The organism is Micromonospora sp. NPDC126480 (genome assembly GCF_040302465.1).
Lineage (GTDB): Bacteria > Actinomycetota > Actinomycetes > Mycobacteriales > Micromonosporaceae > Micromonospora.
In genome coordinates this window covers 102,216-125,791 of sequence record NZ_JBEORU010000014.1, presented here as the reverse complement: position 1 = coordinate 125,791, position 23,576 = coordinate 102,216, and the positions used below count along the sequence as shown (strand labels likewise).

Here is a 23,576-nt window from a genome sequence, read left to right as displayed (position 1 = left end):
CCGCGCGGCCCGGTGGTCGGGGATCCGACCGCCGGGCCGCTCCGCGTCGTCGTCACGCCTTCCGGCTGGCGAAGACGACGATGTTGTCCGGGTAGCTGCCGGCGGTCTGGTCGAAGACGCCGCCGCAGGTCACCACCCGCAGGCCGACCTGGTCGCTCGGGCCGTAGACCTGCTCGGTGGGGAAGGCGGTCTTCGGGTACGACTTCACCGACTCGACGGTGAAGTCGACCTGGCGACCGTCGGCCCGGACGACGCTCACCGTGTCGCCGGGTTGCAGTGCACCGAGCGAGAAGAAGACGGCCGGGCCCATCGCGGCCGAGTCGACGTGCCCGACGATGACGGAGTTGCCGACCTCGCCCGGGCTGGCTCCCGGCTCGTACCAGCCGGCCAGCTGGGCCTGCTCCAGCGGGGGCACCTCGACCGTTCCGTCCGGGTTGGTCCCGAGCTTCATGATCGACGCGTCGACGCCGATCCGGGGGATGACGATCCGGGTGGCCGCGGAGCGGGGGAGACCGACGGGGGTGGGCCGGACGGTGACGTCCGGGTCGTCCTCGGCGGGCAGGTCCGCCTCCGCGGGTCCGGTGGTCGCCGCCCCGGACTGGGCGAGGGGCTGTGGGGGCCGGGGGGCGGGCGAGGTCTTCAGCGAGGCCCCGACCAGGCCGGATCCCACCATGGCGAGCAGGACGACGACGACCGTGCCGGCGGCACGCCACGGGACTGCGTGACGGCCGCCGGCCCGGATCGTCACGTCAGACCAGCGAACCATCGGTCCGACGGCGGAGCAGCACCAGGCCGCCCAGGGCGGCCGCGCCGAGCAGGCTCGCCCCGCCGGCGGCCAGGCCGCGGTCGGCGCCGGTGCTCATGCCACCGTCACCACCGTCGACGCCGCCCCGCGGCAGCACGACGAGCTTGCCCTCGCCGCAGGAGCCCTTGAGCTCGTACTTGCCCGGCTTGGCGTCCCAGTCGACCTTGGCCTCGCCGTAGTAGACGAACTCCCGCTTGTGCTCCCAGCGGTCCTTGCCGTGGTCGCCGGACTCCTCGTCGGACCAGTCACCCTCCTCGGAGTCGTGCCCGTCGCGGCCCTTGGACTTCTCATCCTCGTGGCCCTTCCAGTCGCCCTCGGAGTCGTACTCCTCGTGGTCCTTCGAGTCACGGCCACCCTCCGCGTCCTGGCCGTGCTCGTAGCCCTTCCAGTCCTTGCGGTCCTTCTCGTCGGCCGCGTCGGCGGCGCCGCCGCCCTGGCCGTACGACCGCTCGCCGTTGGCCGGCGGGGCGGGCTGGGTGGTGACGGTCTCGGTCGGCTCGGGGCGCGGCGGCTTCGGGTCGTCCTTGCCGTGACCCTTGTCGTCCTTCCAGTCGTCCTTGTGGTCGCGCCCCTTGTCCTTGCCGTGCTTGTCGTCCTTCCAGTCGTCCTTGTGGTCGCGCTTCTTGTCCTTGCCGTGCTTGTCGTCCTCGCGCCAGTCGCCGCGGCTGTCCTTGACCGGCTTGAGCTTCACCTTGCCGGTCACCTTCGACCAGACGTACGCGTGCTCCTGCGGCTCCTCGCAGATTTGCAGCAGCTTGACCTCGTGGCCGGCCTTCACGACGTGCGGCTTGGCGAAGACCTTGCCCCCGTTCTCGTGGTGGCCGTCCGCGAACGCGATTCCCGGCGTGAACACGAGAAGGGAGGCGCCACCGAGGGCCGCGCCCGCGACGACCTTCCCGAGCATCTTGTTTGCCATGACCTGCGTCACTCCATCCCTCTTGTCCTGGGCTCGGCGACAACCGAGCTAGGACCGACGTTAGACCGTTTCGCGGCTTATGAAGCGAAAGATTCGTGTTTTGAACTTTGCTGGTTTACCGGGCGTTAGGCCTGGTAGTCCGCCCTTCCTGCCCGGCCGGCCGGTCTGCCGTCCGGTGGGGTGTTCCGACCCGGCCACACGGCTCGCGCCAGGGCCGTGCCGCATCGGGGCATTGCTATGGAAGCGCTCCCATGCAAGAATCGGCGGAACGCGGGGAGCCACGCACCCGCGTATCGGCAGGAGTCGAGGGCAACCGGTTCGCCGGGCGACCATCCCGCCGGCCGACCGTCGTTCGCGCTCGCCGGTCCGGCACACACCACCACCGCCCGTCCGGGTCGGGCACCCCCCGAAACATCCCGCTGGCGCCGGTAGGTCGTCCGAACGGACGCCCACCGGGCCGTTCCCCGGGCCGCTCGCGGACCCGGTCTCGCCCAAGGAGATCTGTGGCATGAATGTGTGGAGAAGGCTCTCCGGCCCACGCCGGGCCCTCGCGCTCACCGGCGCGGGCGCTCTGGTGGCGGGCGGGTTGGTGACACTACCGGTCACCATGGCGCACGCCGCGACGCAGTGCGAGGTGTCGTACACGACAAACGACTGGCCGGGTGGCTTCACCGCCAGCATCAACATCAAGAACGTCGGCGACGCCCTCAACGGCTGGACGCTCGGGTTCACCTTCCCGAACAGCAGCCAGCGCGTGGTGCAGGGCTGGTCGGCCCGGTTCTCCCAGTCCGGCCAGAACGTCACCGCCCAGAACGAGTCGTGGAACGGCTCGGTGGCCAGCGGCGCGACCGTGAGCATCGGGTTCAACGGGTCGTGGAGCGGCAGCAACCCGAAGCCGACGTCGTTCACGCTCAACGGGGTGACCTGCAACGGCGGTGGCGGCCCCACCACCCCGCCGCCCAGCAGCCCGCCGCCGAGCAGCCCGCCGCCGAGCAGCCCGCCGCCCCCGACCACACCGCCGCCGACCACCCCGCCGCCCGGCGGACCCCGGGTCGACAACCCGTACCTGAACGCCCAGGGGTACGTGAACCCGGAGTGGAAGGCCAAGGCCGAGTCGGTGGCCGGTGGCAACCGCGTCTCGAACACCCCGACCGCCGTCTGGCTGGACCGGATCGCCGCCATCAACGGCACCCCGGACAGCAGCTCGAACGGCGCGATGGGCCTGCGTGACCACCTGGACGAGGCGCTGCGGCAGAACGCGAACTACATCCAGATCGTGATCTACAACCTGCCCGGCCGGGACTGCGCGGCGCTCGCCTCCAACGGTGAGCTGAAGCCGGACGAGCTGCCCCGCTACAAGGCCGAGTACATCGACCCGATCGCCGCGATCCAGGGCGACGCCAAGTACCGGAACCTGCGCATCATCAACATCATCGAGATCGACTCGCTGCCGAACCTGGTGACCAACACCTCCGGCAACCCGGGCGGCACCGCCACCTGCGACACCGTCAAGGCCAACGGCGCCTACGTGAACGGTGTCGGCTACGCCCTGGCCAAGCTGGGCGCGATCCCGAACGTCTACAACTACATCGACGCCGCGCACCACGGCTGGATCGGCTGGGACAGCAACTTCGGCCCGACCGCCCAGATCCTGAAGGACGCCGCCGTGGCCTCCGGCAGCACCGTGGGCAACGTGCACGGCTTCATCGTCAACACCGCCAACTACTCGGCGCTGCGCGAGCCGTACGTCAAGATCACCGACACGGTGAACGGCACCAGCGTGCGGCAGTCCAAGTGGATCGACTGGAACCAGTACGTCGACGAGCTGTCCTTCGCCCAGGCGTTCCGGCAGGAACTCGTCCGGCGGGGCTTCGACTCGAACATCGGCATGCTGATCGACACCTCCCGCAACGGTTGGGGTGGCAGCGCCCGGCCGACCGGCCCTGGCCCGTCGACCAGCGTTGACGCCTACGTCGACGGTGGCCGGGTCGACCGGCGGATCCACGCCGGCAACTGGTGCAACCAGGCCGGGGCAGGTCTGGGCGAGCGGCCGAAGGCCGCGCCGGAGCCCGGCATCGACGCCTACGTCTGGGTCAAGCCCCCGGGCGAGTCGGACGGCTCCAGCAAGGAGATCCCGAACAACGAGGGCAAGGGCTTCGACCGGATGTGCGACCCGACGTACACCGGCAACGCGCGCAACGGCAACAGCATGAGCGGCGCCCTGCCCGACGCGCCGATCTCCGGTGCGTGGTTCCCGGCGCAGTTCCAGCAGCTGATGCAGAACGCGTACCCGCCGCTGTCCTGAATCCGGCGCCCACCCGCCGTACGGAGTAGGTGAGGCGCTCCGGCGGCAGGTTCCCCGGGCCCCTGGTCCGACCGCCCCGCGGTCGGGCCAGGGGCCCCCTTCGTCCCTTGAGCGCCGGGCTCAGGGGACCGTACGCTCGATCGCCGCCCGGCCCAACTCGGCCAGGTCCCGGCGGGCCTTCTCGATGTTCTCCGGCGTCAGGTCCTGGCCCCGGGCCGCCACCAGATCCTCCGGCTCCCAGGGCTGTTCGCTCCCGGTGCGGATGTTGTCCGGTGCGGCCCCGGTCCCGGTGCCGGTGGCACCGGTGCCGGCGGCGTACGGGTCGCCGATGAGGTCGTCCGGCCCGCCACCCCCGATCGGGCGGTCGCCGGGCGTGAAGGCAGGCGTGTCCCGGTCCGCGCCGCCGCCGGTCATCAGCTGCGGGACGCCGGTGTCGTCCTCGACCGCCGCGGCCACCTCGGGGCTCTCCTCCAGCGGTCGGTCCCGGTCACGATCGGTCATGGTGTCGCCCTCCTGTCCGCACGCGCGTTCGCTACCTCCTCGCGTACCCGGTGCGGCGGACGCCATGCGCCGCCCCTCCCAACAGCCGGAGCGGGCACCCGACGGGCGCCCGCTCCGGATGTTGTCGGTGCTCAGCGGCCGAGCACCCGGTCCAGGAAGTCGCGGTACTGACGGACCGCCACGCGCAACTGCTCGGTGTCCGACGAGCTGCCGTCCTGCCAGCCGCCGAGCTTCTGCTTCTGCGCCGTCAGCGCCGACGCGAGCGCCTGGATCGCCTCGTCCACCAGCGCCTGTGCCTCGCCGGCCGCCGCACGCGGATCGTCGACGAAACGCAGCTGCACGTCCCGCCACCGGTCCCGGAAGCCCTGCGCGGTCCCGGGGTCGAACAGCGTCGCCGGCTCGGCAGCGACCGTCGACCCGGCCGGCCGCGCGGTGCCCTCCGATCCCAGCGAGCCGGCCGATGCGGTCGCGCCGGCGGCTCCGGCTCCGGCCAGCGCCGGGTCGGCGTCCGGGGCGACCGCGTCCGGGTCGACCATGTTCGGCGTCGCGCTGCCGTACCCGACCGCGCCGGCCGGATCGCCGTCCCCGGCGCTCAGGTCGGCACGCCGCTCCGGGCCTCCGTCGGTCGCGTCGGCCGGGACCACCGTGGTTCCGGCCGGTTCCTCGGAGCCGCCGGCCCGCTCTTCGCGCCGCTGCTCCCAGCCCGGGCCACCACGGAACTCGGCGGTGGGGTCCGCGCGCCAGCCCTCCCGTTCGCCGCCGGCACCGTCGCCGGGCCGTGCGGTCGATTCGGTACGCGGGTCCGGCTCGTCCTCCGGCCGGCCGCTGGCCAGCGCGGAGGCGGCAACCGCGCCGCCCACCGTGGTGGCGCCGAAGGCGGTCGGCACCGGACCCGGATCGTGGAACTCGGGACGGTCGGCCTCGTCGTCCGTCGCGTCCGGCCGCCGGTCGTCGCCCGAGCGGTCCCGGCTCTCGTCGGCGGTGTCCCCGTCGTCGAGCACCCGCGGGTCGTCGAAGGTGCCCCGGTCGTCGAGGGCGTCCTCGGGCACGTCGGCCCGCTCCGCCCGGTCGGCCTCCGCGCGGTCGGTCGGGTCGGTGTGGTCGGTCGGGTCGTTGTGGTTGTTGTGGTCGGCCCGGTCGGTGTGGTCGGTGTGGTCCGTCTCGTCACCGGGAGGCGGAACCGGCACGGGTGCCGACCGCACGGCCTCGGGGTGGTCGGTGCCCGCCTGCTGCTCGTCCTGGCGCATGGTGGTCTCCTCAGCGGCTCGTCACGTCTGGGCGCTCGGGATTGCGCTGCTCGGGCGGGCGGTGCCCGTCCGGCTCGTCGGCGCGGGCGCGGTGCCCGTCCGGCTCGTCGGCGGGCGTGCGGTGCGACTCCGCCTCGTCGGTGGTGCGGTGGGCGACGGGCTCCTCGTCGGTGGTGTGGTGCGCGACGGGCTCGTCGCCGGGGCGGTGGGCGACGGGCTCCTCGCCGAGCAGGTCGGCGAAGAGGGCGCGGTAGTGGACGACCGCCTGGCGGAGGTCCTCGGTGCTCGCCTCGCCCCGCGAGTTGCGCAGGTGGATCTCGTGGGCGTCGCGGTAGTGGGTCAGGGTGCGGGCGTGCTCGACGGAGAGGTGGGCGATCTGGTCGTCGAAGTCCCCGGTCGGGTAGCCGCGTTCGGCGATGAGCCGGGTGACCAGTTCGTCCGCGTCGCCGACCGTCTCGGCGGGCGAGTCGATGAAACGGACCTGGAGTTCCTCCCAGGCGGCGGCGTACCGGGCCCGGGACTCGGGGGAGAGGGGGGTGAGGGTCAGTTCGGCGTGGCGACGCTCCCGGTCGCGCAGTTCCCGTTCGGCGGCGGTGCGGCTGTCCTGCTCGGCGACGAGCCGGTCGTACTCGGGCCCGAACCGTGACCGCAGGGACCGGCGGCGGGCGTACGTCCAGCCCGCCACGGCCAGCGCGGCGATCACCAGTACGACGAGGACTATGACGATTACCTGCGTGGGCGACATGGCTCCTCCTTCGCCCACCGGTATTCCCTCACCCAGCTGATCGCCAATCCCGATCCGGGGCACTTTCCTCGCCGGCGGTGAAAACCTTCTCTGATCGGGTGGCGGGATTCCGCCCGTGTACGCCGGCTTTGGGGTGGTTCCGGCCTCGCCGTCCCTGACGACCTAGGCGTGATCCACTCCAGTTGCCGCATCCGGGGGTATCCGCGGTCCCCGGATACCGCGCTGTGCGGGATCCGGAGTGGATCACGCCGCCCTGAGCGTCGCGCCGACGGTCAGCGCCGCTTCGCGTGGCTCACGAACGCCTTCCACGCCACCGGGTCGAAGGTCAGCGCGGGACCCGCAGGGTCCTTGCTGTCCCGAACGGCCACCACCCCCGGCAGGTTGTCGGCCACCTCAACGCAGTCGCCACCTTGCGTGTTGCTTCGCGTGGATTTCCGCCACCGGGCGCTACTGAGGTCCATGCTGGCTCTCTACTTCCTTGATCAGAGCGACCGACATCGCTTCGGAAAGGGCGGCGCTCCGCACGCCTTCCCATCTGGCCAGAAGCGTAGCCATTCGCTCGGCGGTGCCAACCGCCGTGCCGCCGAGATGGTCGTCCAGAAGCCCGACCCAGGTTCCGTCCGGCAGCATCGCCAGGGCCAGCGGCCCGTCCAGCCCGATGTACAGGCCGGCGCTGGCCGGGACGACGTGGATGTGCACGTGGGGTAGCTCGGCCATGCGCAGCAGGTGGGCGAGCTGCTCCGCCATGATGGCGTCGGCCCGGCGCAGCACGGACTCGTCGATCACGGCGACGACCTGGGGCGGGTGCTCCCTGGTCAGGATCTCCTGCCGCTCCAGCCGGGCGGCCAGGTGCTGCTCGACCTCCTGCTCCGGGCGGGTGTCGACGAGCCGGAACACCGCCCGGGCGTAGTTCGCCGTCTGGAACAGACCCGGGATCAACAGGGGGTTGAAGTACCGGAGCTGTTGGGCTTCGCGCTCGGCCTCCAGCCACGGCTTGAACCACGTCGGCAGGCTGTCCCGTTGCGCCGACCGCAGCAGGGACTCGAAGAGGCCGCCGGTCGCAAGGATCTCGTCGGCCCGCCGGGCGTACGGCAGGTCGATCGGCCGGGTGCCGGTCTCCACTGCGGACACCGTCGACGCCGAGTAGTTCGCCCGCTTGCCGAACTCCTCCTGGTTCATCCCGACCAGCGTGCGCTGCCTGCGGAGCTGGGCGCGGATCAGCTCGGCGTTCCGCTCGCCTTCCACCTGACCTCCAGAGAAACGTCAAGATCGCCAACTGTCGCCAGCCGCCACGGGCGGTCCCCAGATCCGCGCCGCGTCCCGCCCCGACGCCTTCCGAGGGTAGTGGTGTCCTCAACAGACTGTCACCCATGCGGATCCGCTCCGCCGAGGGGTGAGCGGGGCGGGTCCTGCCCGGGGTCGCCCCGCTCTCCCCCGGAGCGGGGCGACCCTCTCCAACCGCCGAGGAGGTCGATGTGCGTATCCGCTGGTTCCGCCGCCGGGACGAAGAACCGCCGACACCGCCGCAACGGGTCCGGGGTGGCAACCCGCCACTGTGGATGACGCAGCCGACCCAGGCGTACCCACGGCCCGGCCGCGCCGGCTGGCTGACTCCCGCCCAGCGCTGGCGGGCGAACGGAGGCCGGTGGTGATCTTCGCCCAGCTACCGCAGCCGCGACTCGGCCCGCACCCCGAGCACCCCCGCTACCGCACCGAGGCCCGGCCCCCGCACACGCCGCTGCGGCCGGTGTGGGCGTGCCGGTCGTGTGGTCAGCCGTGGCCGTGCGCCGAGGCCCGGCTCCTGCTCAAGGCCGAGTTCGAGGGCAAGCTGCCCACCCTCTCCATCTACCTCGCCGGCCTGCTGTACGAGGCCATGCACGACCTGTACCACCTCAACCCCCACGACGGGCCGAGCCCACGCGAGCTGTTCGACCGCTTCGTCGCGTGGGGACCGTTCCGCCGGCCGGCCGTCGACGGCCGACGATGACCGCCCGGGCGCGGCGGGGCGCCGGGGCCGACGCCTCGCCCGCACCCGGGTGAGCGGACAGTAGTGCAACCGGCGCTGATTACGTATCCTGCCCAAGGCGTCCGTCGATGACGTCCCGGCGCCGCAGCCGGGCGCTCCGGCCGGTCGCTGCCCGGCCGGCGCCGGCACCCCCGCAGCCACACCTTCCGGGCGAGGTCTTGAGTGAACACCCGCGACTGGCCGATCCGCTCCAAACTGACCGCACTGGTCGTGGTGCCGGTGACCGCCCTGCTCGCGCTCTGGATCTTCGCCACCACGCTCACCTTCGGTCCCGCGCTGGACCTGCTCGCCGCCCGCACGCTCCTGTACGACCTCGGCCGCCCGGGCGAGGCCGTCGTGGCCGAGCTGCAGCGTGAGCGTCGCCTCTCGGTCGTCCACCTCTCGACCGAGCGGGATCAGCCCGGTCTCACCGAGCAGCGGCAGCGCACCGACCGGGCCGTCACCGAGCTGAGCCGCCGCATCGCCGGAGACGACCTGCGCGACGCCGCCGGCGACCTGCTGGACGCCCGGCTCGACCAGCTCGTCGCCGCGCTTGACGCGTTGCCGGCCGGCCGCGAGTTCATCGACCGGCGCGAGGTCGACCGGGCCGGCGCGGTGGGTCTCTACAGCGGCATGATCTCGTCGGCGTTCCAGGCCTTCTCGGCGATGGCGGCGCTGCCCGACCCGGAGCTCAACCGGCAGGCGCTCGCGGTGACCGCGCTCGGCCGCTCCCGCGAGTTGCTCGGTCAGACCGACGCCCTGCTGGCCGGTGTGTTCGCCTCCGGTGAGTTCGCCGAGGGCGAGCACACGCAGCTCGTGCAGACCATCGCGAACCAGCGGTTCCTCGCCGAGACCGCGGTGGCCGACCTGCCGGGGGCCGACCGTGCCGCGTACCAGCGGTTGACCGAGCGGTCGGAGTTCACTCGGCTGCGCAACGTGCAGAGTCTGCTGATCGCGACCGGCGGCGACCGGCCGCCGGTGGACGCGGACGCCTGGCTGGCCGACTACGAAGCCGTCCAGCAGGCGCTGCGCGAGTACGAGCTGAACCAGGCCGACGGCTTGGCCGAGCGGTCCGTGCCCACCGCCGTGCGCATCCTGGTGCGGCTCGCGGTGGCCGGTCTGCTGGGCCTGGCCGCCGTCGTGGTTTCCCTGATCGTGGCCCTGCGGGTCGGCCGCTCCCTCGCGAACCGGCTGGTCGGGGTACGCACCGTGCTCGAGCGCGCGGAGCGCCGGCTGCCCGAGGTGGTGGCGCGGATGCGGCGCGGCGAGGAGGTGGACGTCGCCCGGGAGGCACCGGCCCTGGAGTACGGGGCGGACGAGATCGGCCAGGTGGGGCGCGCGTTCACCTCGGTGCAGCGGACCGCCATCCGGGCCGCCGAGGGCGAGGTCAACCTGCGTCGCGGCCTCAACGAGGTGTTCCTCAACATCGCCCGGCGCAGCCAGGGGCTCGTGCACCGCCAGCTCGCCCTGCTCGACCGGATGGAGCGGCACACCGAGGACCCGGACGAGCTGGCCGAGCTGTTCCGGGTCGACCACCTCGCCACCCGGCTGCGCCGGCACGCGGAGGACCTGGTCATCCTGGCCGGCGCGGCGCCGGGCCGGGGCTGGCGCAACCCGGTCGCGATGGTGGACCTGATCCGGGGGGCGATCTCCGAGGTCGAGGCGTACGAACGGATCGACATCGGCGGCGTCCATCCGGCGGGTGCCGTCGGCCGGGCCGTGGGCGACCTGATCCACCTGCTCGCCGAGCTGATCGAGAACGCCACCGCGTTCTCCCCGCCGGACACCCGGGTACGGGTCACCGGGGAGCGGGTGGCCAACGGGTACGCCCTGACGGTCACCGACCGGGGGCTCGGCATGTCCGCCGAGGCCTTGGAGGACGCCAACGCGCGCCTGGCCACGTCGCCCGAGTTCGACCCGACCCGTACCGCCCGGCTCGGGCTGTTCGTGGTGGCCCGGTTGGCGGCGCGGCACGGGGTGCGGGTGCGGCTGCGGCCGGCCGAGGACACCGGGTTGACCGCCGTGGTGCTCGTCCCGAACGACCTGGTCACCGAGGAGCCGCCGCTGTCGCCGGCGAGCGACCGGACGGAGCGGCGGGTGTCCCGGTCGGGCCGCCGGGAGACGCTGCCCCGGCCGCGCGCACCACACGCCTCCCCGTCCGAGCCGGCCGGCGCGGCCCGCACCGGCGTGATCGAGGCCGCCGGCGGGCCGGCCCGCGCCGAGGTGGCCGGCGAGATCGACGGGCTGCCCCGCCGGGTCCGCCGCCGGAATGCGGCACCCGGACCCCGGACCCCGGTCCGGGCGTCCGGCGCACCGGCGCCGGACGCCACGGATAAGGCACGACGAGCGCCCCTCGGCGAGCTGGTGCCCGCCGGCACCGACGCGGCGGACGTGACCGGTCCGGCCGGCGGCACCGCTCCCGACGGTGGCCGGACCGGGGCCGGCGGTGCCGGACACCTCGACGAGCCGACCGTCGAGGTCCGCCGGCTCGGGCGGCCGGCCCTGGACGGGCCGACGCTGCGGCAGCCGGCCGTCGGCGGGGGCACCTGGCGACCGCCGTCGGCCGACCCGACGCCCCGGCCACCGGAGGAGGCACGGCGGGTCCTGGCCGCGTTGCAGGCCGGCACGGCGCGGGGTCGCCGCGCGGCGGTCGACCCCCACGTCCGCGGGGGCGACGGGGCGGCCTCCGCCGCACCTCCGGTCGCCGTGCCCACCACGACCACCGCGGAGGCGGCTCCGGCCGCGTCCGCCGCGCCGGCTCCGCCCGGACCGCCGGCCGCGAGCGAACCGCCGCCGGTCGGGACGGACGACTCCCCGGCCGCCCCGGACACCCCGACCGCGACTGAGAGGGACGCGTGATGCTGCATTCGACGAGGCAGACTGCCGGTCTCGACTGGTTGCTCGACGAGCTGGTGGAGCGGGTGCCGCCCGCCCGGCAGGCGGTGGTCCTCTCCGCGGACGGGCTGCTGCTCGGTGCGTCGGCCGGCCAGGAACGGGCCGACGCGGAGCACCTCTGTGCCCTGGCCTCCGGCTTCTCCAGCCTCGCCCGCGGCGCGAGCCGGCACGTGGACGGCGGTCCGGTCCGGCAGACGGTCGTCGAGATGGAGTCGGCGTACCTCTTCGTGACCGCGGCCGGTCAGGGTGCGTGCCTGGCCGTGGTGAGCGACGCCGACGCCGACATCGGGCTGGTGGCGTACGAGATGGCGATGCTGGTGACCCGGGTCGGGGAGACGATGAGTGTCCCGGCCCGGTCGACGGCGGGTGCCGGCGATGCGGGCTGAGGGGGGCGCGCGGCACGAGTGGCTGGACGACGACGCCGGCCCGGTGGTGCGCCCGTACACCCTCACCGGCGGTCGGGTCCGGTCCGCCGTCGACGGCTTCGACCTGGTCGCGCACGTGCTGGCCGAGCGGGACGCCGACCCGGCCGCGCACCCCGACCTGCACCCCGAGCACCGGCGGCTGGTGGCGCTTGCCGCCCGGCCGGTGCCGGTGGCCGAACTGGCCGCCGAGCTCGACCTGGCGGTCGGCGTCGTGCGCGTACTGCTCGGCGATCTCGTGGACCGGGGCCTGGTGACGGTGCACCAGCCCCCGGCCGGTCCGTACCTGCCCGACAACGACATCCTCAAGGCGGTGGTCAGTGGACTCCGTGCGCTCTGACCTGGCGGGAACCGGCGCCCGCATCCCGATCGCGCTGAAGATCCTCATCGCCGGGGGCTTCGGTGCGGGGAAGACGACGCTGGTGAGTGCGTTGAGCGAGGTCCGCCCGCTCCAGACGGAGGAGGTGCTGACCGGGGCCGGCATCGGCACCGACGACCTCTCCGGCGTGGAGACGAAGTCCACCACCACGGTGGCGATGGACTTCGGCCGGATCACCATCAACGACGACCTCCAGGTCTACCTGTTCGGCACCCCGGGGCAGGACCGCTTCTGGTTCCTCTGGGACGAGCTGGCCTTCGGGGCGCTCGGCGCGGTGGTGCTGGCCGACACCCGGCGGCTGGCCGACTGCTTCCCGTCGATCGACTACTTCGAGCAGCGGGGCATCCCGTTCGTGGTGGGTGTCAACTGCTTCGACGGCGCGCGCCGGTTCAACCTGGAGACCGTACGCCAGGCTCTGGACCTGGACCCCGACGTGCCGCTGCTGCTCTGCGACGCGCGGGACCGGCAGTCCGGCAAGCAGGTGCTGATCGCGCTCGTCGAGCACGTGGCCCGCCAGCGCGGCGAGCCGGTGCCGGCGGCTTGAGCCGGGCGCGCCCGGAATCCGGCGTCGGTTTCGCGCATGACGGCACGGCGGACCGGGAAGCCCCTGGTTTGATCGTGGAGCAGAGGGCAGAGGGGCGGATCCGGTGACAGCTCAGGGTGAGATCGTCCACATCGGCGGCTACACCGCGGAGACCGGCGGGCGGGGCGAGGGCATCGTCGCCGCCCGGCGGGATCCCGACTCGGGCGCACTCACGCCGCTCGGCACCGTCGCGGTCACCCCGGCGCCGTCGTTCCTCGCCCGGCATCCGCGGCTGCCCGTCCTGTACGCGGTCAACGAGCTGACCGACGGCGCGATCAGCGCCTTCCGGGTCGCGCCGGACGGGTCCCTGACGGCGTTCGCCACACGGCCGACCGGCGGGGCCGAACCGTGCCATCTCGCGGTCGCCGCCGACGGCGGTCACCTCTTCGTGGCGAACTACGGCGGCGGCAGCGTGACGGTGTTCCCGCTCGACGGGCAGGGGGCGCCCGGCGAACGCAGCGACCTGGTCCGGCACGAGGGCCACGGCCCGGACCCGGACCGGCAGGACGCGGCGCACGCCCACATGGTGAACCCCGACCGGGACGGCGGTCCGCTGCTCGCGGTCGACCTCGGCACCGACTCGGTGTACCGGTACGACCTCGACGCCGCGACGGGCCGGCTGGTGCCCCGCGGGCCACGGGTCCGCACGGCCGCCGGCGCCGGCCCCCGGCACCTGGCCCGCCATCCCGACGGGCGGCGCTGCTGGCTCGTCGGCGAACTCGACGGTTCGGTCGTCGCGTACGAGGTGACCGCCGACGGCGCCCTGCACCAGCACGGCCGGGTGGAGGCGAGCGAGCGATCCGGTCACGTGCAGCCCTCCGAGATCGCGGTCGGGCCGGACGGGCGGTTCCTGTACGTCGCGAACCGGGGGGTCGGCACGATCGCCGTCTTCGCCATCGACGGCGTCCTGCCGGTGCACGTCGCCGAGGTCGACACCGGTGGGGAGTGGCCCCGGCACTTCGCCCTCGGCGGTTCCCACCTGTACGTCGCGGACGAACGCGCCGACATGATCCGGGTCTTCGGGATCGATCCGGCGACCGGCGTGCCGACCCCGCTCGGCGAGCCGGTGGTCGTTCCCAGCCCCACCTGCGTACTGCTCTGAGAGAGGGATCACAGCACGCCACGAGGCGGTGTGATTACGGAGCGCGACAAAAAAGCGATCAACTGTTTCTTCTGCGTAACTTTCGTCCGAACGGACGTAGCAGTCGGGCGGCGGGATCCGCAAGATGGTCGCGTGTCTCCAGGCCGCCATCGCATGCGCTCGAACATCCACGCCGCCGGGGCCGCCGCAGCGGTCGGCGTGCTCGTCGTCACCGCCGGCGGGTACTTCGGCTACCGCCAGCTCGCCGGGCCGGACTGCTCCGGCAGGATCGAGCTGTCCGTCGCGGTGGCGTCCGAACTCGCCCCGGCGGTCGACACCGCCGCGTCCGAGTGGGAGAAGGAGGGTGCCGCGGTCGGGGGCACCTGCATCGAGGTGAACGTCACCGCCGCCGAGCCGGTCGAGGTGGCCGCCACCGTGGCGGCCAAGCACGGCGCGATCCTCGCCGGGGTCGGGCAGGCCAGCGGCACGGCGGTCAGCCCGGACGTCTGGATCCCCGACTCGTCGACGTGGCTGCTGCGGTTGAAGACCGGCGGCGCCACCGCCTTCGACCCGGGCAACGGGGCGTCGATCGCCCGCAGCCCGGTGGTCGTGGCGATGCCCGAGCCGATCGCCGCCCGGATCGGCTGGCCGGAGAAGAAGATCACCTGGGCCTCGCTGGTGGGCCAGGTCAACAGCAGCAAGCCGCTGAAGGCCGGCATCGTGAACCCGACCCGGGACGCGGCCGGCCTGTCCGGGCTGCTCTCGCTGACCACAGCCGCCGCCGCTGCCGGCAAGGACGCCCAGGCGTCCCGGGTCGGCGCGCTGCGCGCGCTGGCGACCGGCAGTTCGAACCTGCGCCAGGACCTGCTGGCGAAGTTCCCGACCGCCGCGGATCCCACCACGATCGCCCGTAGCCTCAACGCGGCGGCGCTGTCCGAGGAGGACGTGGTCTCGTACAACGCCAAGAAGCCGGCGGTGCCGCTGGCCGCGCTCTACCTGGAGCCGGCGGCGATGCCGCTGGACTACCCGTACGCGGTGCTGCCGGGGATCGAGCCGGCCAAGGCGTCGGCGGCGCGGGTGCTGTTCGAGGTGCTCACCACCCCCGGCTTCAAGGACCGGCTGGCGCCGCTGTCGCTGCGCGCGCCGGACGGCAACTGGGGCGCCGGGTTCAGCGCACCGCCCGGCGCGCCGAGCCCGGAGGCCGCCGGCGCGTCGGCCCAGCAGGCCGGTGGCGGCAACGCGGCCGGTGACCTGGATCCGCAGGCGGTGGACACGGCGGTCACCGGCTGGTCGGTCGCCACCCAGTCCGGCCGGATGCTCTGCGTCATCGACGTCTCCGGTTCGATGAAGGAGGCGGTGGCGACCGCCAACGGCGCGAGCCGCCAGCAGGTCACCGTCGACGCGGCCAGTCGTGGCCTCAACCTCTTCGACGACAGCTGGCAGATCGGCCTGTGGGAGTTCGCCACGAACCTCAACGGCGAGCGGGACTACCGGCGGCTGGTCGAGATCGGACCGCTGAGCACCCAGCGCGGCAAGCTCGAGCAGGCACTGGGCCAGATCCAGCCGACCCGCGGCAACACCGGCCTGTTCGACACGATCCTCGCCGCGTACCAGGCCGTCCAGGAGGACTGGGACCCGGGACAGGTCAACTCGATCGTGCTGTTCACCGACGGCAAGAACGAGGACGCCAACGGCATCAGCCAGCAGGAGCTGCTGAAGAAGCTGAAGGACATCAGTGACCCGGAGCGGCCGGTGCAGGTCGTCCTGATCGGGATCGGGCGTGACGTCAGCAAGGCTGAGCTGGAGTCGATCACCAAGATCACCGGCGGCGGCTCGTTCGTCACCGAGGACCCGACGAAGATCAGCGAGATCTTCCTGAAGGCCATCGCGCTGCGAAAGGCTGGTGCCTGAGGGTTGACTCAGGGGCGGGGCCTGTCGTCGACGGTGGATCCGGTACGGCAGGCCCCTTTCCGGCACCTGACGCGCCGGGAAAACTGACGGTAATACGTCCGAAGCAATCGGTAGTCATAATTCTCGGGGCAGGATGTCGTCGTGCTCCGGGCGACGACCGGGCCACCCCCGCCGGTCCCACCGGCGGGGCGGAGGCGAAGTGGGGAGAGGCCGTTGAGTTCGGCGACGCTGTTGACCCCGGCGCGGGCGACGGCTGCCGCCGGCCACGTGTCCCGCCCGGCGGCGCGCACCGCCGAGCGGTCCTACATCCGGGCCCTGGTGGTGCTCGACACAGCGGTGCTGATCGTCGCCGTCCTGGTGGCGTACGTCGCCCGGTTCGGTGACGAGCCGCCGACCGGCTCCGAGATCCCGTACGTGTTGGCCGCCCCCGGTCTGGTGCTGGCATGGCTGGTCTCGCTGAAGGCGCTGCGGTGCTACGACGACCGCGTCCTCGGCTACGGCGCCGACGAGTACCGGCGGGTGAGCTCGGCGAGCCTGCGGCTCGCCGGTGGCATCGCCATCGCCGGCTACGTGTTCGACGTCGGCTTCTCCCGGGGGTTCCTCGGCATCTCCATCGCGGTCGGCACGCTCGGCCTTGAGGCCGCGCGATTCGCCGCCCGCAAGCGGCTGCACCGGGCCCGTTCGCGGGGCAGCGGCTGGTCCCGCAAGGTGCTCGTGGTCGGCGACACGGCGCACGTGCTGGAGCTGGTGCACACGCTGCGGCGCGAGCCGTACGCGGGCTACCAGGTGGTCGGGGCGTGCATCCCCGACGCGCTGCTCGCGCCGGTCCCGCAGCGGCTCGGCGACGTGCCGGTGGTCGGCTCGTTCCGGGGCATCCCCGAGGCGGCCACCGCCATCGGCGCCGACACCGTCGCCGTCACCGCCTCCGGTGAACTGACCGCCACTCGGCTGCGCCGGCTCGGCTGGCAACTGGAGGGCACCGGGGTCGACCTGGTGGTCGCCCCGGCCCTGACCGACGTCGCCGGCCCCCGCATCCACACCCGCCCGGTGGCCGGGCTCCCGCTGATCCACGTGGAGGCGCCCGAGTTCCGCGGCGCCCGCAAGCTCGTGAAGGGCCTCGTCGACCGCTCGGCCGCCCTGTTCGCGCTGGCGCTGCTGCTGCCGATGCTTGCCGTCATCGCGCTCGCCATCAAGGTCGACAGCCGCGGGCCGGTGCTGTTCCGCCAGACCCGGGTGGGCCAGGGCGGCCGCGAATTCGGCGTCTGGAAGTTCCGCACCATGGTGGTCAACGCCGACGCCCTGCTGGCGGAGCTGTCCGCGCGCAACGAGACCGACGGCCTGATGTTCAAGATGCGCGACGACCCGCGGGTCACCCGGATCGGCCGCCTGCTGCGCAAGTGGTCGCTTGACGAGCTGCCCCAGCTCGTCAACGTCCTGCTCGGGCAGATGAGCCTGGTCGGGCCCCGCCCGCCGCTGCCGTCCGAGGTCGCCCGCTACGACGGCGACGTCGCCCGGCGACTGCTGGTCAAGCCCGGCATGACCGGCCTCTGGCAGGTCAGCGGCCGGTCCGACCTGAGCTGGGAGGACGGCATCCGGCTCGACCTGTACTACGTGGAGAACTGGTCGCTCGCGGCCGACCTGACGATCCTGTGGAAGACGTTCGGCGCCGTGCTCAACAGCCGCGGCGCGTACTGAGCCGGTCAGGAGCGGGGGCCGGTCCAGTCCAGGCAGACCACCACCGCGTCGTCGACCAGGTCGCCGGCGACGAAGGCACGCAGGTCCCCGATGAGTGAACGCACCGCGTCCAGCGGCTGCATCGGCCCGGTCCGCCGCAGGAACCGGTCCAGCGCCGTCTCCCCGTACCGGATGTCCCGGCCGGTCGCGTCCACCACCCCGTCGCTCACCACGAAGAGCCGGTCGCCGGGGCGCAGCGCGAAATGCTGCTCCCGGTAGTCGGTGTCCTCGAACATGCCCAGCGGGAACTGCTTCTCCAGCGGCTGTTCGTGGACCTCGCCGTCGCGCAGCAGCACCAGCCGGGGCGACCCGGCGTCGACCACCGTCAGCACCCCGGAGTGCAGGTCGAGTTCCATCAGCAGCACGGCCAGGTGCCGTTCGCCCCGGTGCACCTCGTACACGGCCTGGTCGGCGAGCGCCGCCTGATCGCCCAGGGACAGCCCGGCCCGCCGGGCGTTGCGCAGGGCGAACGTCGCGAGCGAGGTCAGCAGCGAGGCCGCTGTCCCGGTGCCGGACCCGTTGATCGTGGCGAGCCACACCCGGTCGCTGTCGTCGGACCAGTCGAAGCTGTCGCCGCGCACCGCGTACGCCGGCTCCAGCTGCCCGGCCAGGCTGAACGTCGGGCGGACCCGGCTGCGCCCCGGCAGCAGCTCCCACTGCATCTCGGCGGCGAGGGTGAGCCGTCGGCTGCGCCGGGCCACCCGGTACACGTCGGTCCCGGGGGCGACTGCGGTGATCTCGTGCGCCAGCGCGGTGGCGATCTCGGTCAGCTCCGCGAGGACGGCCACGTCGGCCGGCGCCGGCGACAGCCGCAGCACCCCACGGCGCTCGCCGCGCATCGAGACCGGCAGGTACGCCTGGCCGTCGGCCACCAGCGGGGTCTGGTGGTCGAAGCAGCGCCAGGCCGGGTGTCCGGGGTTCGTGACCGCCTCGTTCCCGGCCATCGGCAGCAGCGCCGACAGCCGGTAGTCGACCTGGAACAGATCCACCTGGTCGACCCCGTACGTCCGGCACACCACGTCGGCGACCCGGTCGACGAGGAGGTCGGCGGGTGCCTGGATGAGGGTTCTTCGTGCCCGCTCGACCGGTTCGCTCATGCCCGCTCCTTGATCGCCGGCCCGGCCGCCCGCACCGGCGGAGTACGCTCGGGCCCACCATGGTCGAAGTACAGGGTCCCGGAGGACCACAGACGAGTATGGCTGCCGAGGTGGACGCCGCGGCGAAGGCCCTGCTGACCGTATGGGAAACGGCGCGGGAGAGCACCACGAGCCGGGTCTCGGGAGCGCAGCTACGGGTGATCATGGTCGTCGAGCAGCACGACGGCATCAACCTGCGCCGCCTCGCCAACCGCCTCGGCATGCTGCTCTCGTCGGCCAGCCGGCTCTGCGACCGGCTGGTGGCCGCCGGGATGCTGGAACGCGAGCCGGGCCGCCTCGACCGGCGGGAGATCTCGCTGCACCTCACGGTGGAGTCCCAGCGGCTCCTCGCCGAGCTGCGGGAGCACCGCCGGAGCCAGCTCACCGAGATCCTCGCCGGGATGACCCCGGAGGGCCGGGAGGCGCTGCTGCGGGGCCTGCACGAGTTCGGCGAGGCGGCGCGCCGGCACGACGCCACCGTCCCGTACGCCGAGCCCTCCGCCCCCTGGCTCGGGGCGGCGGCCGGGCCGGAGCCCTCCGGCTGGCCGGAGGAACCGCCGGCCGTACGCTCGGCCTGAGGGCTCTGCCCGCCGGGGCGGAGTGTTAAGAAGGGGCCCTTGTACAACGCCAGGCGTTAAGAGGGGGCCCTTCCTTTCATCGCGAGCAGGGCGATGTCGTCCTGGCTCTGCCCGTCGAGCCACTCGTCGACGAGTTGGAGCAGCCGGTCCACAAGCACGGCGGGTGGCAGCCCGGCGGCGGAGGCGAGCGCCCGGTGGAGCCGGTCCTCGCCGAACAGCTCCCCGCCGCGCGGCCCGCCCCGCGCCTCGATCACGCCGTCGCTGTAGGCGAGGAGCACCTCCCCGGGAGCCAGCCGGACCTCGGCCTGGTGGAACCGGGCGGCGGCCAGCGCGCCCACCGGCATCCCGCCGACCGGGACCGGTTCCACCGTGCCGTCCGCCCGCAGCAGCAGCGGATCCGGGTGCCCGCCCCCGGCGATCCGCGCGCACACGTCGCCGTCCGGGCCGCGCTCCAGCGTCCCGAGCAGCAGGGTGGTGAACTGGCTGTGGCGGCCCGCCGCGGGGGTGTCCTGCAGGGCCCGGTCCAGCAGGCGCACGAGCTCAAGTGGCCGCCGCTCGACCAGACGGAGGGTCTGCAGGGACTGGCGTACCCGCCCGGTGAGCACCGCGGCGCCGACGCCCTTGCCGCACACGTCGCCGAGCGCGAACATCGCGCCGCGCGGGGTCGGGAACACCTCGTAGAAGTCGCCGCCGATCCGCAGGGTGTCCCCGGCGGCGCGGTAACCGCCGGCCAGGGTGAGGCCCGGCACCGCCGGCAGGTCGGGCGGGAGCAGACTGGCCTGCAGGACGCGCGCCAGGTGGGCCTGCTCGCCGTACAGGTCGGCGGTGGCGAGGGCGGCGCCCGTCCGGGCCGCGAACTCCCGCGCCAGCTCGATGTCCCGCTCGGCGAAGGTGCCGGTCCGCCGGAACAGCACGAGCGCGCCGGCGGGCCGCCCGGCGCCGGGCAGTGGGCTGACCAGCGCCGTGCCCGGACCGTCGCAGGAGGCGGGGAGCAGGTCGCCCAGGTCGGCCCGCGCGACGGGCCGGGGTCCCGGCGCACCGGCGAACGCCTCCGCCAGGGCGGGTGGCACGGCCGGCACCGGGACCGTGCCGGTCACCGGGGCGGGATCGCCGTCGGCGTAGCGCACCCAACGCGGCCGGCTCTCGGTCGGCGGGTGCGGCTGGCGTACCGTCAGCGCCACGTCGGCCAGGTACGGGACCGCCAGCGTGACCGCCGTGCGGAGCGTGTGGTCGTGGTGCAGGGACATGCCGAGCCGGCGGCCGGCGCGGGCGAGGAAGGCGGTGTGCGACCGCTCCGCCGAGAGCGCGACCGCCCGCTGGTGTTCCTCGGTGACGTCTCGGAGGTACCAGGCGTACCGGCCGCCGGTGAGACGGCGGCGCGTCCCGCGCAGCCGCCGGCCGTGGTGCACGGCGTCGAGGGTCGCCGCGTGCGCCAGCGCGGGCAGGGGGCCGGCGGCCAGGTCGGTGCCGGGGACGAGCTCCGGCAGGAGCTCGACCGCCATCGCGTTGACAAACGTCACCCGTCCGCTGCCGTCGGCGGTCACGACGGCCTCGGCCAGCCCGTCGAGCAGCTCCCGGGCCATCTCGGGCGGCGGGGACGCGGCGGCGGAGCGGGCGCCGTCGTCGCGGGCCGCCCGCACGGGGGCGCCGACCGGGCCGGTACGGCCGCCGGGCGGGGGCGTGCTCACCGCCCGGCGCCGGGCGCGCGGGTCCGGGTCCGTCGACCGGTGCGCATGCTTGTCGGGCACTCCTCGGCTGGGGGTCCTTGCTCCCGGGCTAGGGTACCGAGGGTGGGCGACGGCATGCCCGTGAAGGCGTGGGGTCAGGATCGGTGCGCGAGCCAGCCGGCCGGGTGGGCGATGATCCGGCGGACCACCGAGCCGGCCGCGCCGACGGCCGCCGCCTGGGTGCCGAGCACCGCCGGACGGACGGTCACCGGTGACCAGGCCGCCGTCAGGACCCGGCGGGAGACCTCGGCCAGCACCGGCGGGCGCAGCCACGGCTCCAGCGGGGCGTAGCCGCCGCCGAGGACCACCGTGTCGAGGTCGAGCAGGTTCACCACGCCGGCCACGGCCACGCCGAGCGCGGTCCCCGCGTCGCGCAGCGCGGCCAGGGCCGCCCCGTCCCCGGCCCGGGCCAGTTCGGCCAGCCGGTCGGCCGCCCGGTCGCCGGGCAGGTCCGCCCCGGCCAGGCCGGCCGCGGCGAGGACCGCCTCCTGGCCGGCGTAGCGTTCCAGGCAGCCGCGACCGCCGCAGCGGCACGGGCGGCCGTCCGGCCGGACCGGGATGTGGCCGATCTCGCCGCTCCAGCCCCGCGCCCCCCGGTACAGCGTTCCGTGCAGCACGATGCCGGCACCGATCCCGACCTCGCCGGAGATGTGCAGGAAGCTGGCCGGGCCGGGGGGACCGGCGTGCAGCTCGCCGAGGGCGGCCAGGTTCGCCTCGTTGTCGACGGTCAGGGCCGGTACGCCCGGGACCCGCTCGGTCAACGCCGGGTGCCGGGCGAGCAGCGCCGGCACGGGCACGTCCCGCCAGCCCAGGTTGGGCGCGAGCCGGACCAGGCCGGCGTCGTCGACGAGGCCGGGCACGGCGAGCGCCGCCCCGGCGAGGGTGAGATCCTGCCCGGCCGCGTCCGCGCGGGCGGCGGCGGCCAGGGCGGTGAGCCGGTCGAGTGCCTCGGCGGGCGGGACCGGGCGCAGGTCGGCCCGCTCGACCGTGTGGTGCCGCACCCGGCCGGCGAGGTCCACCACGCAGGCGGCCAGGTAGTCGACGTTCACCTCGAGACCCAGCCCGGCCGGCCCGTCGCCGGCGAGGACGAGCCCTCGCGCGGGTCGGCCGGCGCCGGCCCGGGGCGCCGGCTCCACCTCGCTGACCAACCGGCCGAGCAGCAGGTCCTCCACCACCGCGGAGACGGTGGCCCGGGTCAGGCCGGTCCGGGCGGCGAGGTCGGCCCGGGACGGCGGGCGGTCGGCGGCGGCGATCCGGCCCAGGACCAGGGCGAGGTTGTGCTCCCGCAGGCTGCCCTGTCGCGCGGCGGCGGCGGGTACGGCGGGTCGGGTCACCGCTTGACTTTGCCACACGGCCGCCAAATAATTCAACCACTGAACAAATAGCGGACGACACCCCGGAGGCCTGCCATGGCGACCCGTCCCACCCCCGCCGACAAGTTCTCCTTCGGTCTCTGGACGGTGGGCTGGCAGGCCCAGGACCCGTTCGGCGACGCCACCCGCCCGGCGCTGGACCCGGTCGAGACGGTGCACCGGCTCGCCGAGCTCGGCGCGTACGGCGTGACCTTCCACGACGACGACCTGGTCCCGTTCGGCTCCGACGCGGCCACCCGCGACCAGCACGTCGCCCGGTTCCGCAAGGCTCTCGACGAGACCGGCCTGGTGGTGCCCATGGTCACCACCAACCTGTTCAAGCACCCCGTCTTCAAGGACGGCGGCTTCACCAGCAACGACCGCGACGTGCGGCGGTACGCGCTGCGCAAGGTGCTGCGCAACGTCGACCTCGCCGCCGAGCTGGGCGCCCGCACCTTCGTCATGTGGGGCGGCCGGGAGGGCGCCGAGTACGACCTCGCCAAGGACGTGCGCGCTGCCCTGGACCGCTACCGCGAGGCGGTCGACCTGCTGTGCCAGTACGTCGTCGACCGCGGCTACGACCTGCGCTTCGCCCTCGAGCCCAAGCCGAACGAGCCGCGCGGCGACATCCTGCTGCCCACCGTCGGGCACGCCCTCGCCTTCATCTCCACCCTGACCCGTCCCGACCTGGTCGGTCTCAACCCGGAGGTCGGCCACGAGCAGATGGCCGGGCTCAACTTCGCCCACGGCATCGCCCAGGCGCTCTGGCAGGGCAAGCTGTTCCACATCGACCTCAACGGCCAGCGCGGCATCAAGTACGACCAGGACCTGGTCTTCGGCCACGGCGACCTGCTCAACGCGTTCGCCCTGGTCGACCTGCTGGAGCACGGCGGCCCGAACGGCGGGCCGGCCTACGACGGTCCCCGGCACTTCGACTACAAGCCCTCCCGCACCGAGGACCTGACCGGCGTGTGGGCCTCGGCCGAGGCGAACATGCGCACGTACCTGCTGCTCAAGGAGCGCGCGGCGGCCTTCCGGGCCGACCCGGAGGTGGCCGAGGCGCTCGCCGCGAGCCGGGTGGGCGACCTCGCCACGCCGACGCTGGCCGACGGCGAGAGCTACGCCGACCTGCTCGCCGACCGGTCCGCCTTCGAGGAGTACGACGTGGACGCGGCCGGTGCCCGCGGCTTCGGCTTCGTCCGGCTCAACCAGCTCGCCGTCGAGCACGTGCTCGGCGCCCGCTGAGGCGGTGGT

At 73.9% G+C, this 23,576-nt stretch carries 21 protein-coding genes; 11 read left to right on the top strand and 10 right to left on the bottom strand.

Annotated features, from left to right (window positions below):
• Positions 1 to 52: 52 nt before the first annotated feature.
• Positions 53 to 766 (bottom strand): class F sortase, encoded by a 714-nt coding sequence (locus tag ABTW87_RS15695; RefSeq protein WP_350651504.1) that lies wholly within the window; start codon positions 764 to 766, stop codon positions 53 to 55.
• Complete coding sequence (locus tag ABTW87_RS15690; RefSeq protein ID WP_350651503.1) at positions 750 to 1,721, bottom strand: hypothetical protein; 972 nt, start codon at positions 1,719 to 1,721, stop codon at positions 750 to 752. The genes ABTW87_RS15695 and ABTW87_RS15690 overlap by 17 nt, the downstream gene beginning before the upstream one ends.
• 508 nt (positions 1,722 to 2,229) lie before the next feature.
• Here ABTW87_RS15690 and ABTW87_RS15685 point away from each other — a divergent pair.
• Positions 2,230 to 4,026, top strand: coding sequence for a glycoside hydrolase family 6 protein (locus tag ABTW87_RS15685; protein WP_350651502.1), 1,797 nt, complete (start codon positions 2,230 to 2,232; stop codon positions 4,024 to 4,026).
• Positions 4,027 to 4,146: 120 nt separating this feature from the next.
• On the opposite strand, the gene ABTW87_RS15680 is transcribed toward ABTW87_RS15685, so the two are convergent.
• From ABTW87_RS15680 to ABTW87_RS15660, 5 genes are all read right to left on the bottom strand, one after another.
• Entirely contained in the window at positions 4,147 to 4,527 is a 381-nt protein-coding gene (locus ABTW87_RS15680) for a hypothetical protein (protein WP_350651501.1), read from the bottom strand.
• Between the two features lie 131 nt (positions 4,528 to 4,658).
• Entirely contained in the window at positions 4,659 to 5,774 is a 1,116-nt protein-coding gene (locus tag ABTW87_RS30225) for a hypothetical protein (protein ID WP_502891590.1), read from the bottom strand.
• A gap of 10 nt (positions 5,775 to 5,784) precedes the next feature.
• Positions 5,785 to 6,519, bottom strand: coding sequence for a hypothetical protein (locus ABTW87_RS15670; RefSeq protein WP_350651500.1), 735 nt, complete (start codon positions 6,517 to 6,519; stop codon positions 5,785 to 5,787).
• A gap of 272 nt (positions 6,520 to 6,791) precedes the next feature.
• Positions 6,792 to 6,980: a DUF397 domain-containing protein gene (locus tag ABTW87_RS15665; protein WP_350651499.1), complete on the bottom strand. Its 189-nt coding sequence runs from the start codon at positions 6,978 to 6,980 to the stop codon at positions 6,792 to 6,794.
• Positions 6,967 to 7,764, bottom strand: a complete 798-nt coding sequence (locus ABTW87_RS15660; RefSeq protein WP_350651498.1) for a helix-turn-helix domain-containing protein — start codon at positions 7,762 to 7,764, stop codon at positions 6,967 to 6,969. The genes ABTW87_RS15665 and ABTW87_RS15660 overlap by 14 nt, the downstream gene beginning before the upstream one ends.
• 403 nt (positions 7,765 to 8,167) lie before the next feature.
• On the opposite strand from ABTW87_RS15660, the gene ABTW87_RS15655 reads away from it, so the two are divergent.
• From ABTW87_RS15655 to ABTW87_RS15620, 8 genes are all read left to right on the top strand, one after another.
• On the top strand, positions 8,168 to 8,506 hold the full coding sequence (locus ABTW87_RS15655; RefSeq protein ID WP_350651538.1) for a hypothetical protein: 339 nt from the start codon (positions 8,168 to 8,170) through the stop codon (positions 8,504 to 8,506).
• Positions 8,507 to 8,707: 201 nt separating this feature from the next.
• A complete protein-coding gene (locus ABTW87_RS15650) occupies positions 8,708 to 11,383 on the top strand; it encodes a nitrate- and nitrite sensing domain-containing protein (RefSeq protein WP_350651497.1) in 2,676 nt (891 codons plus the stop codon).
• Positions 11,380 to 11,805 (top strand): roadblock/LC7 domain-containing protein, encoded by a 426-nt coding sequence (locus ABTW87_RS15645; RefSeq protein ID WP_350651496.1) that lies wholly within the window; start codon positions 11,380 to 11,382, stop codon positions 11,803 to 11,805. Before ABTW87_RS15650 ends, ABTW87_RS15645 begins: the two co-directional genes overlap by 4 nt.
• The gene (locus tag ABTW87_RS15640) at positions 11,795 to 12,181 is read left to right on the top strand and encodes a DUF742 domain-containing protein (protein WP_350651495.1); all 387 of its coding nucleotides are present in this window, start codon (positions 11,795 to 11,797) and stop codon (positions 12,179 to 12,181) included. The genes ABTW87_RS15645 and ABTW87_RS15640 overlap by 11 nt, the downstream gene beginning before the upstream one ends.
• Positions 12,162 to 12,764, top strand: coding sequence for a GTP-binding protein (locus ABTW87_RS15635; protein ID WP_350651494.1), 603 nt, complete (start codon positions 12,162 to 12,164; stop codon positions 12,762 to 12,764). Before ABTW87_RS15640 ends, ABTW87_RS15635 begins: the two co-directional genes overlap by 20 nt.
• A 103-nt stretch (positions 12,765 to 12,867) precedes the next feature.
• Positions 12,868 to 13,905 carry a lactonase family protein gene (locus tag ABTW87_RS15630; protein ID WP_350651493.1) on the top strand — a complete coding sequence of 346 codons (1,038 nt, stop codon included), beginning with the start codon at positions 12,868 to 12,870 and terminating at the stop codon, positions 13,903 to 13,905.
• Between the two features lie 132 nt (positions 13,906 to 14,037).
• The gene (locus ABTW87_RS15625; protein WP_350651492.1) at positions 14,038 to 15,795 is read left to right on the top strand and encodes a substrate-binding domain-containing protein; all 1,758 of its coding nucleotides are present in this window, start codon (positions 14,038 to 14,040) and stop codon (positions 15,793 to 15,795) included.
• A gap of 213 nt (positions 15,796 to 16,008) precedes the next feature.
• Positions 16,009 to 17,490, top strand: a complete 1,482-nt coding sequence (locus ABTW87_RS15620; protein WP_350651491.1) for a sugar transferase — start codon at positions 16,009 to 16,011, stop codon at positions 17,488 to 17,490.
• 5 nt (positions 17,491 to 17,495) lie between these two features.
• Here the strand turns inward: ABTW87_RS15620 and ABTW87_RS15615 are convergent, their stop codons facing one another.
• A complete protein-coding gene (locus tag ABTW87_RS15615) occupies positions 17,496 to 18,626 on the bottom strand; it encodes a PP2C family protein-serine/threonine phosphatase (RefSeq protein WP_350651490.1) in 1,131 nt (376 codons plus the stop codon).
• A gap of 98 nt (positions 18,627 to 18,724) precedes the next feature.
• On the opposite strand from ABTW87_RS15615, the gene ABTW87_RS15610 reads away from it, so the two are divergent.
• Positions 18,725 to 19,243, top strand: coding sequence for a MarR family winged helix-turn-helix transcriptional regulator (locus tag ABTW87_RS15610; RefSeq protein WP_350651489.1), 519 nt, complete (start codon positions 18,725 to 18,727; stop codon positions 19,241 to 19,243).
• 56 nt (positions 19,244 to 19,299) lie between these two features.
• Here ABTW87_RS15610 and ABTW87_RS15605 read toward each other — a convergent pair whose 3' ends face one another.
• Both ABTW87_RS15605 and ABTW87_RS15600 read right to left on the bottom strand, forming a co-directional pair.
• Positions 19,300 to 20,991 (bottom strand): SpoIIE family protein phosphatase, encoded by a 1,692-nt coding sequence (locus ABTW87_RS15605; protein WP_350651488.1) that lies wholly within the window; start codon positions 20,989 to 20,991, stop codon positions 19,300 to 19,302.
• A gap of 74 nt (positions 20,992 to 21,065) precedes the next feature.
• A complete protein-coding gene (locus ABTW87_RS15600) occupies positions 21,066 to 22,304 on the bottom strand; it encodes an ROK family protein (protein ID WP_350651487.1) in 1,239 nt (412 codons plus the stop codon).
• Between the two features lie 75 nt (positions 22,305 to 22,379).
• On the opposite strand from ABTW87_RS15600, the gene xylA reads away from it, so the two are divergent.
• Positions 22,380 to 23,567 (top strand): xylose isomerase, encoded by a 1,188-nt coding sequence (gene xylA, locus ABTW87_RS15595; protein ID WP_350651486.1) that lies wholly within the window; start codon positions 22,380 to 22,382, stop codon positions 23,565 to 23,567.
• Positions 23,568 to 23,576: the final 9 nt, after the last annotated feature.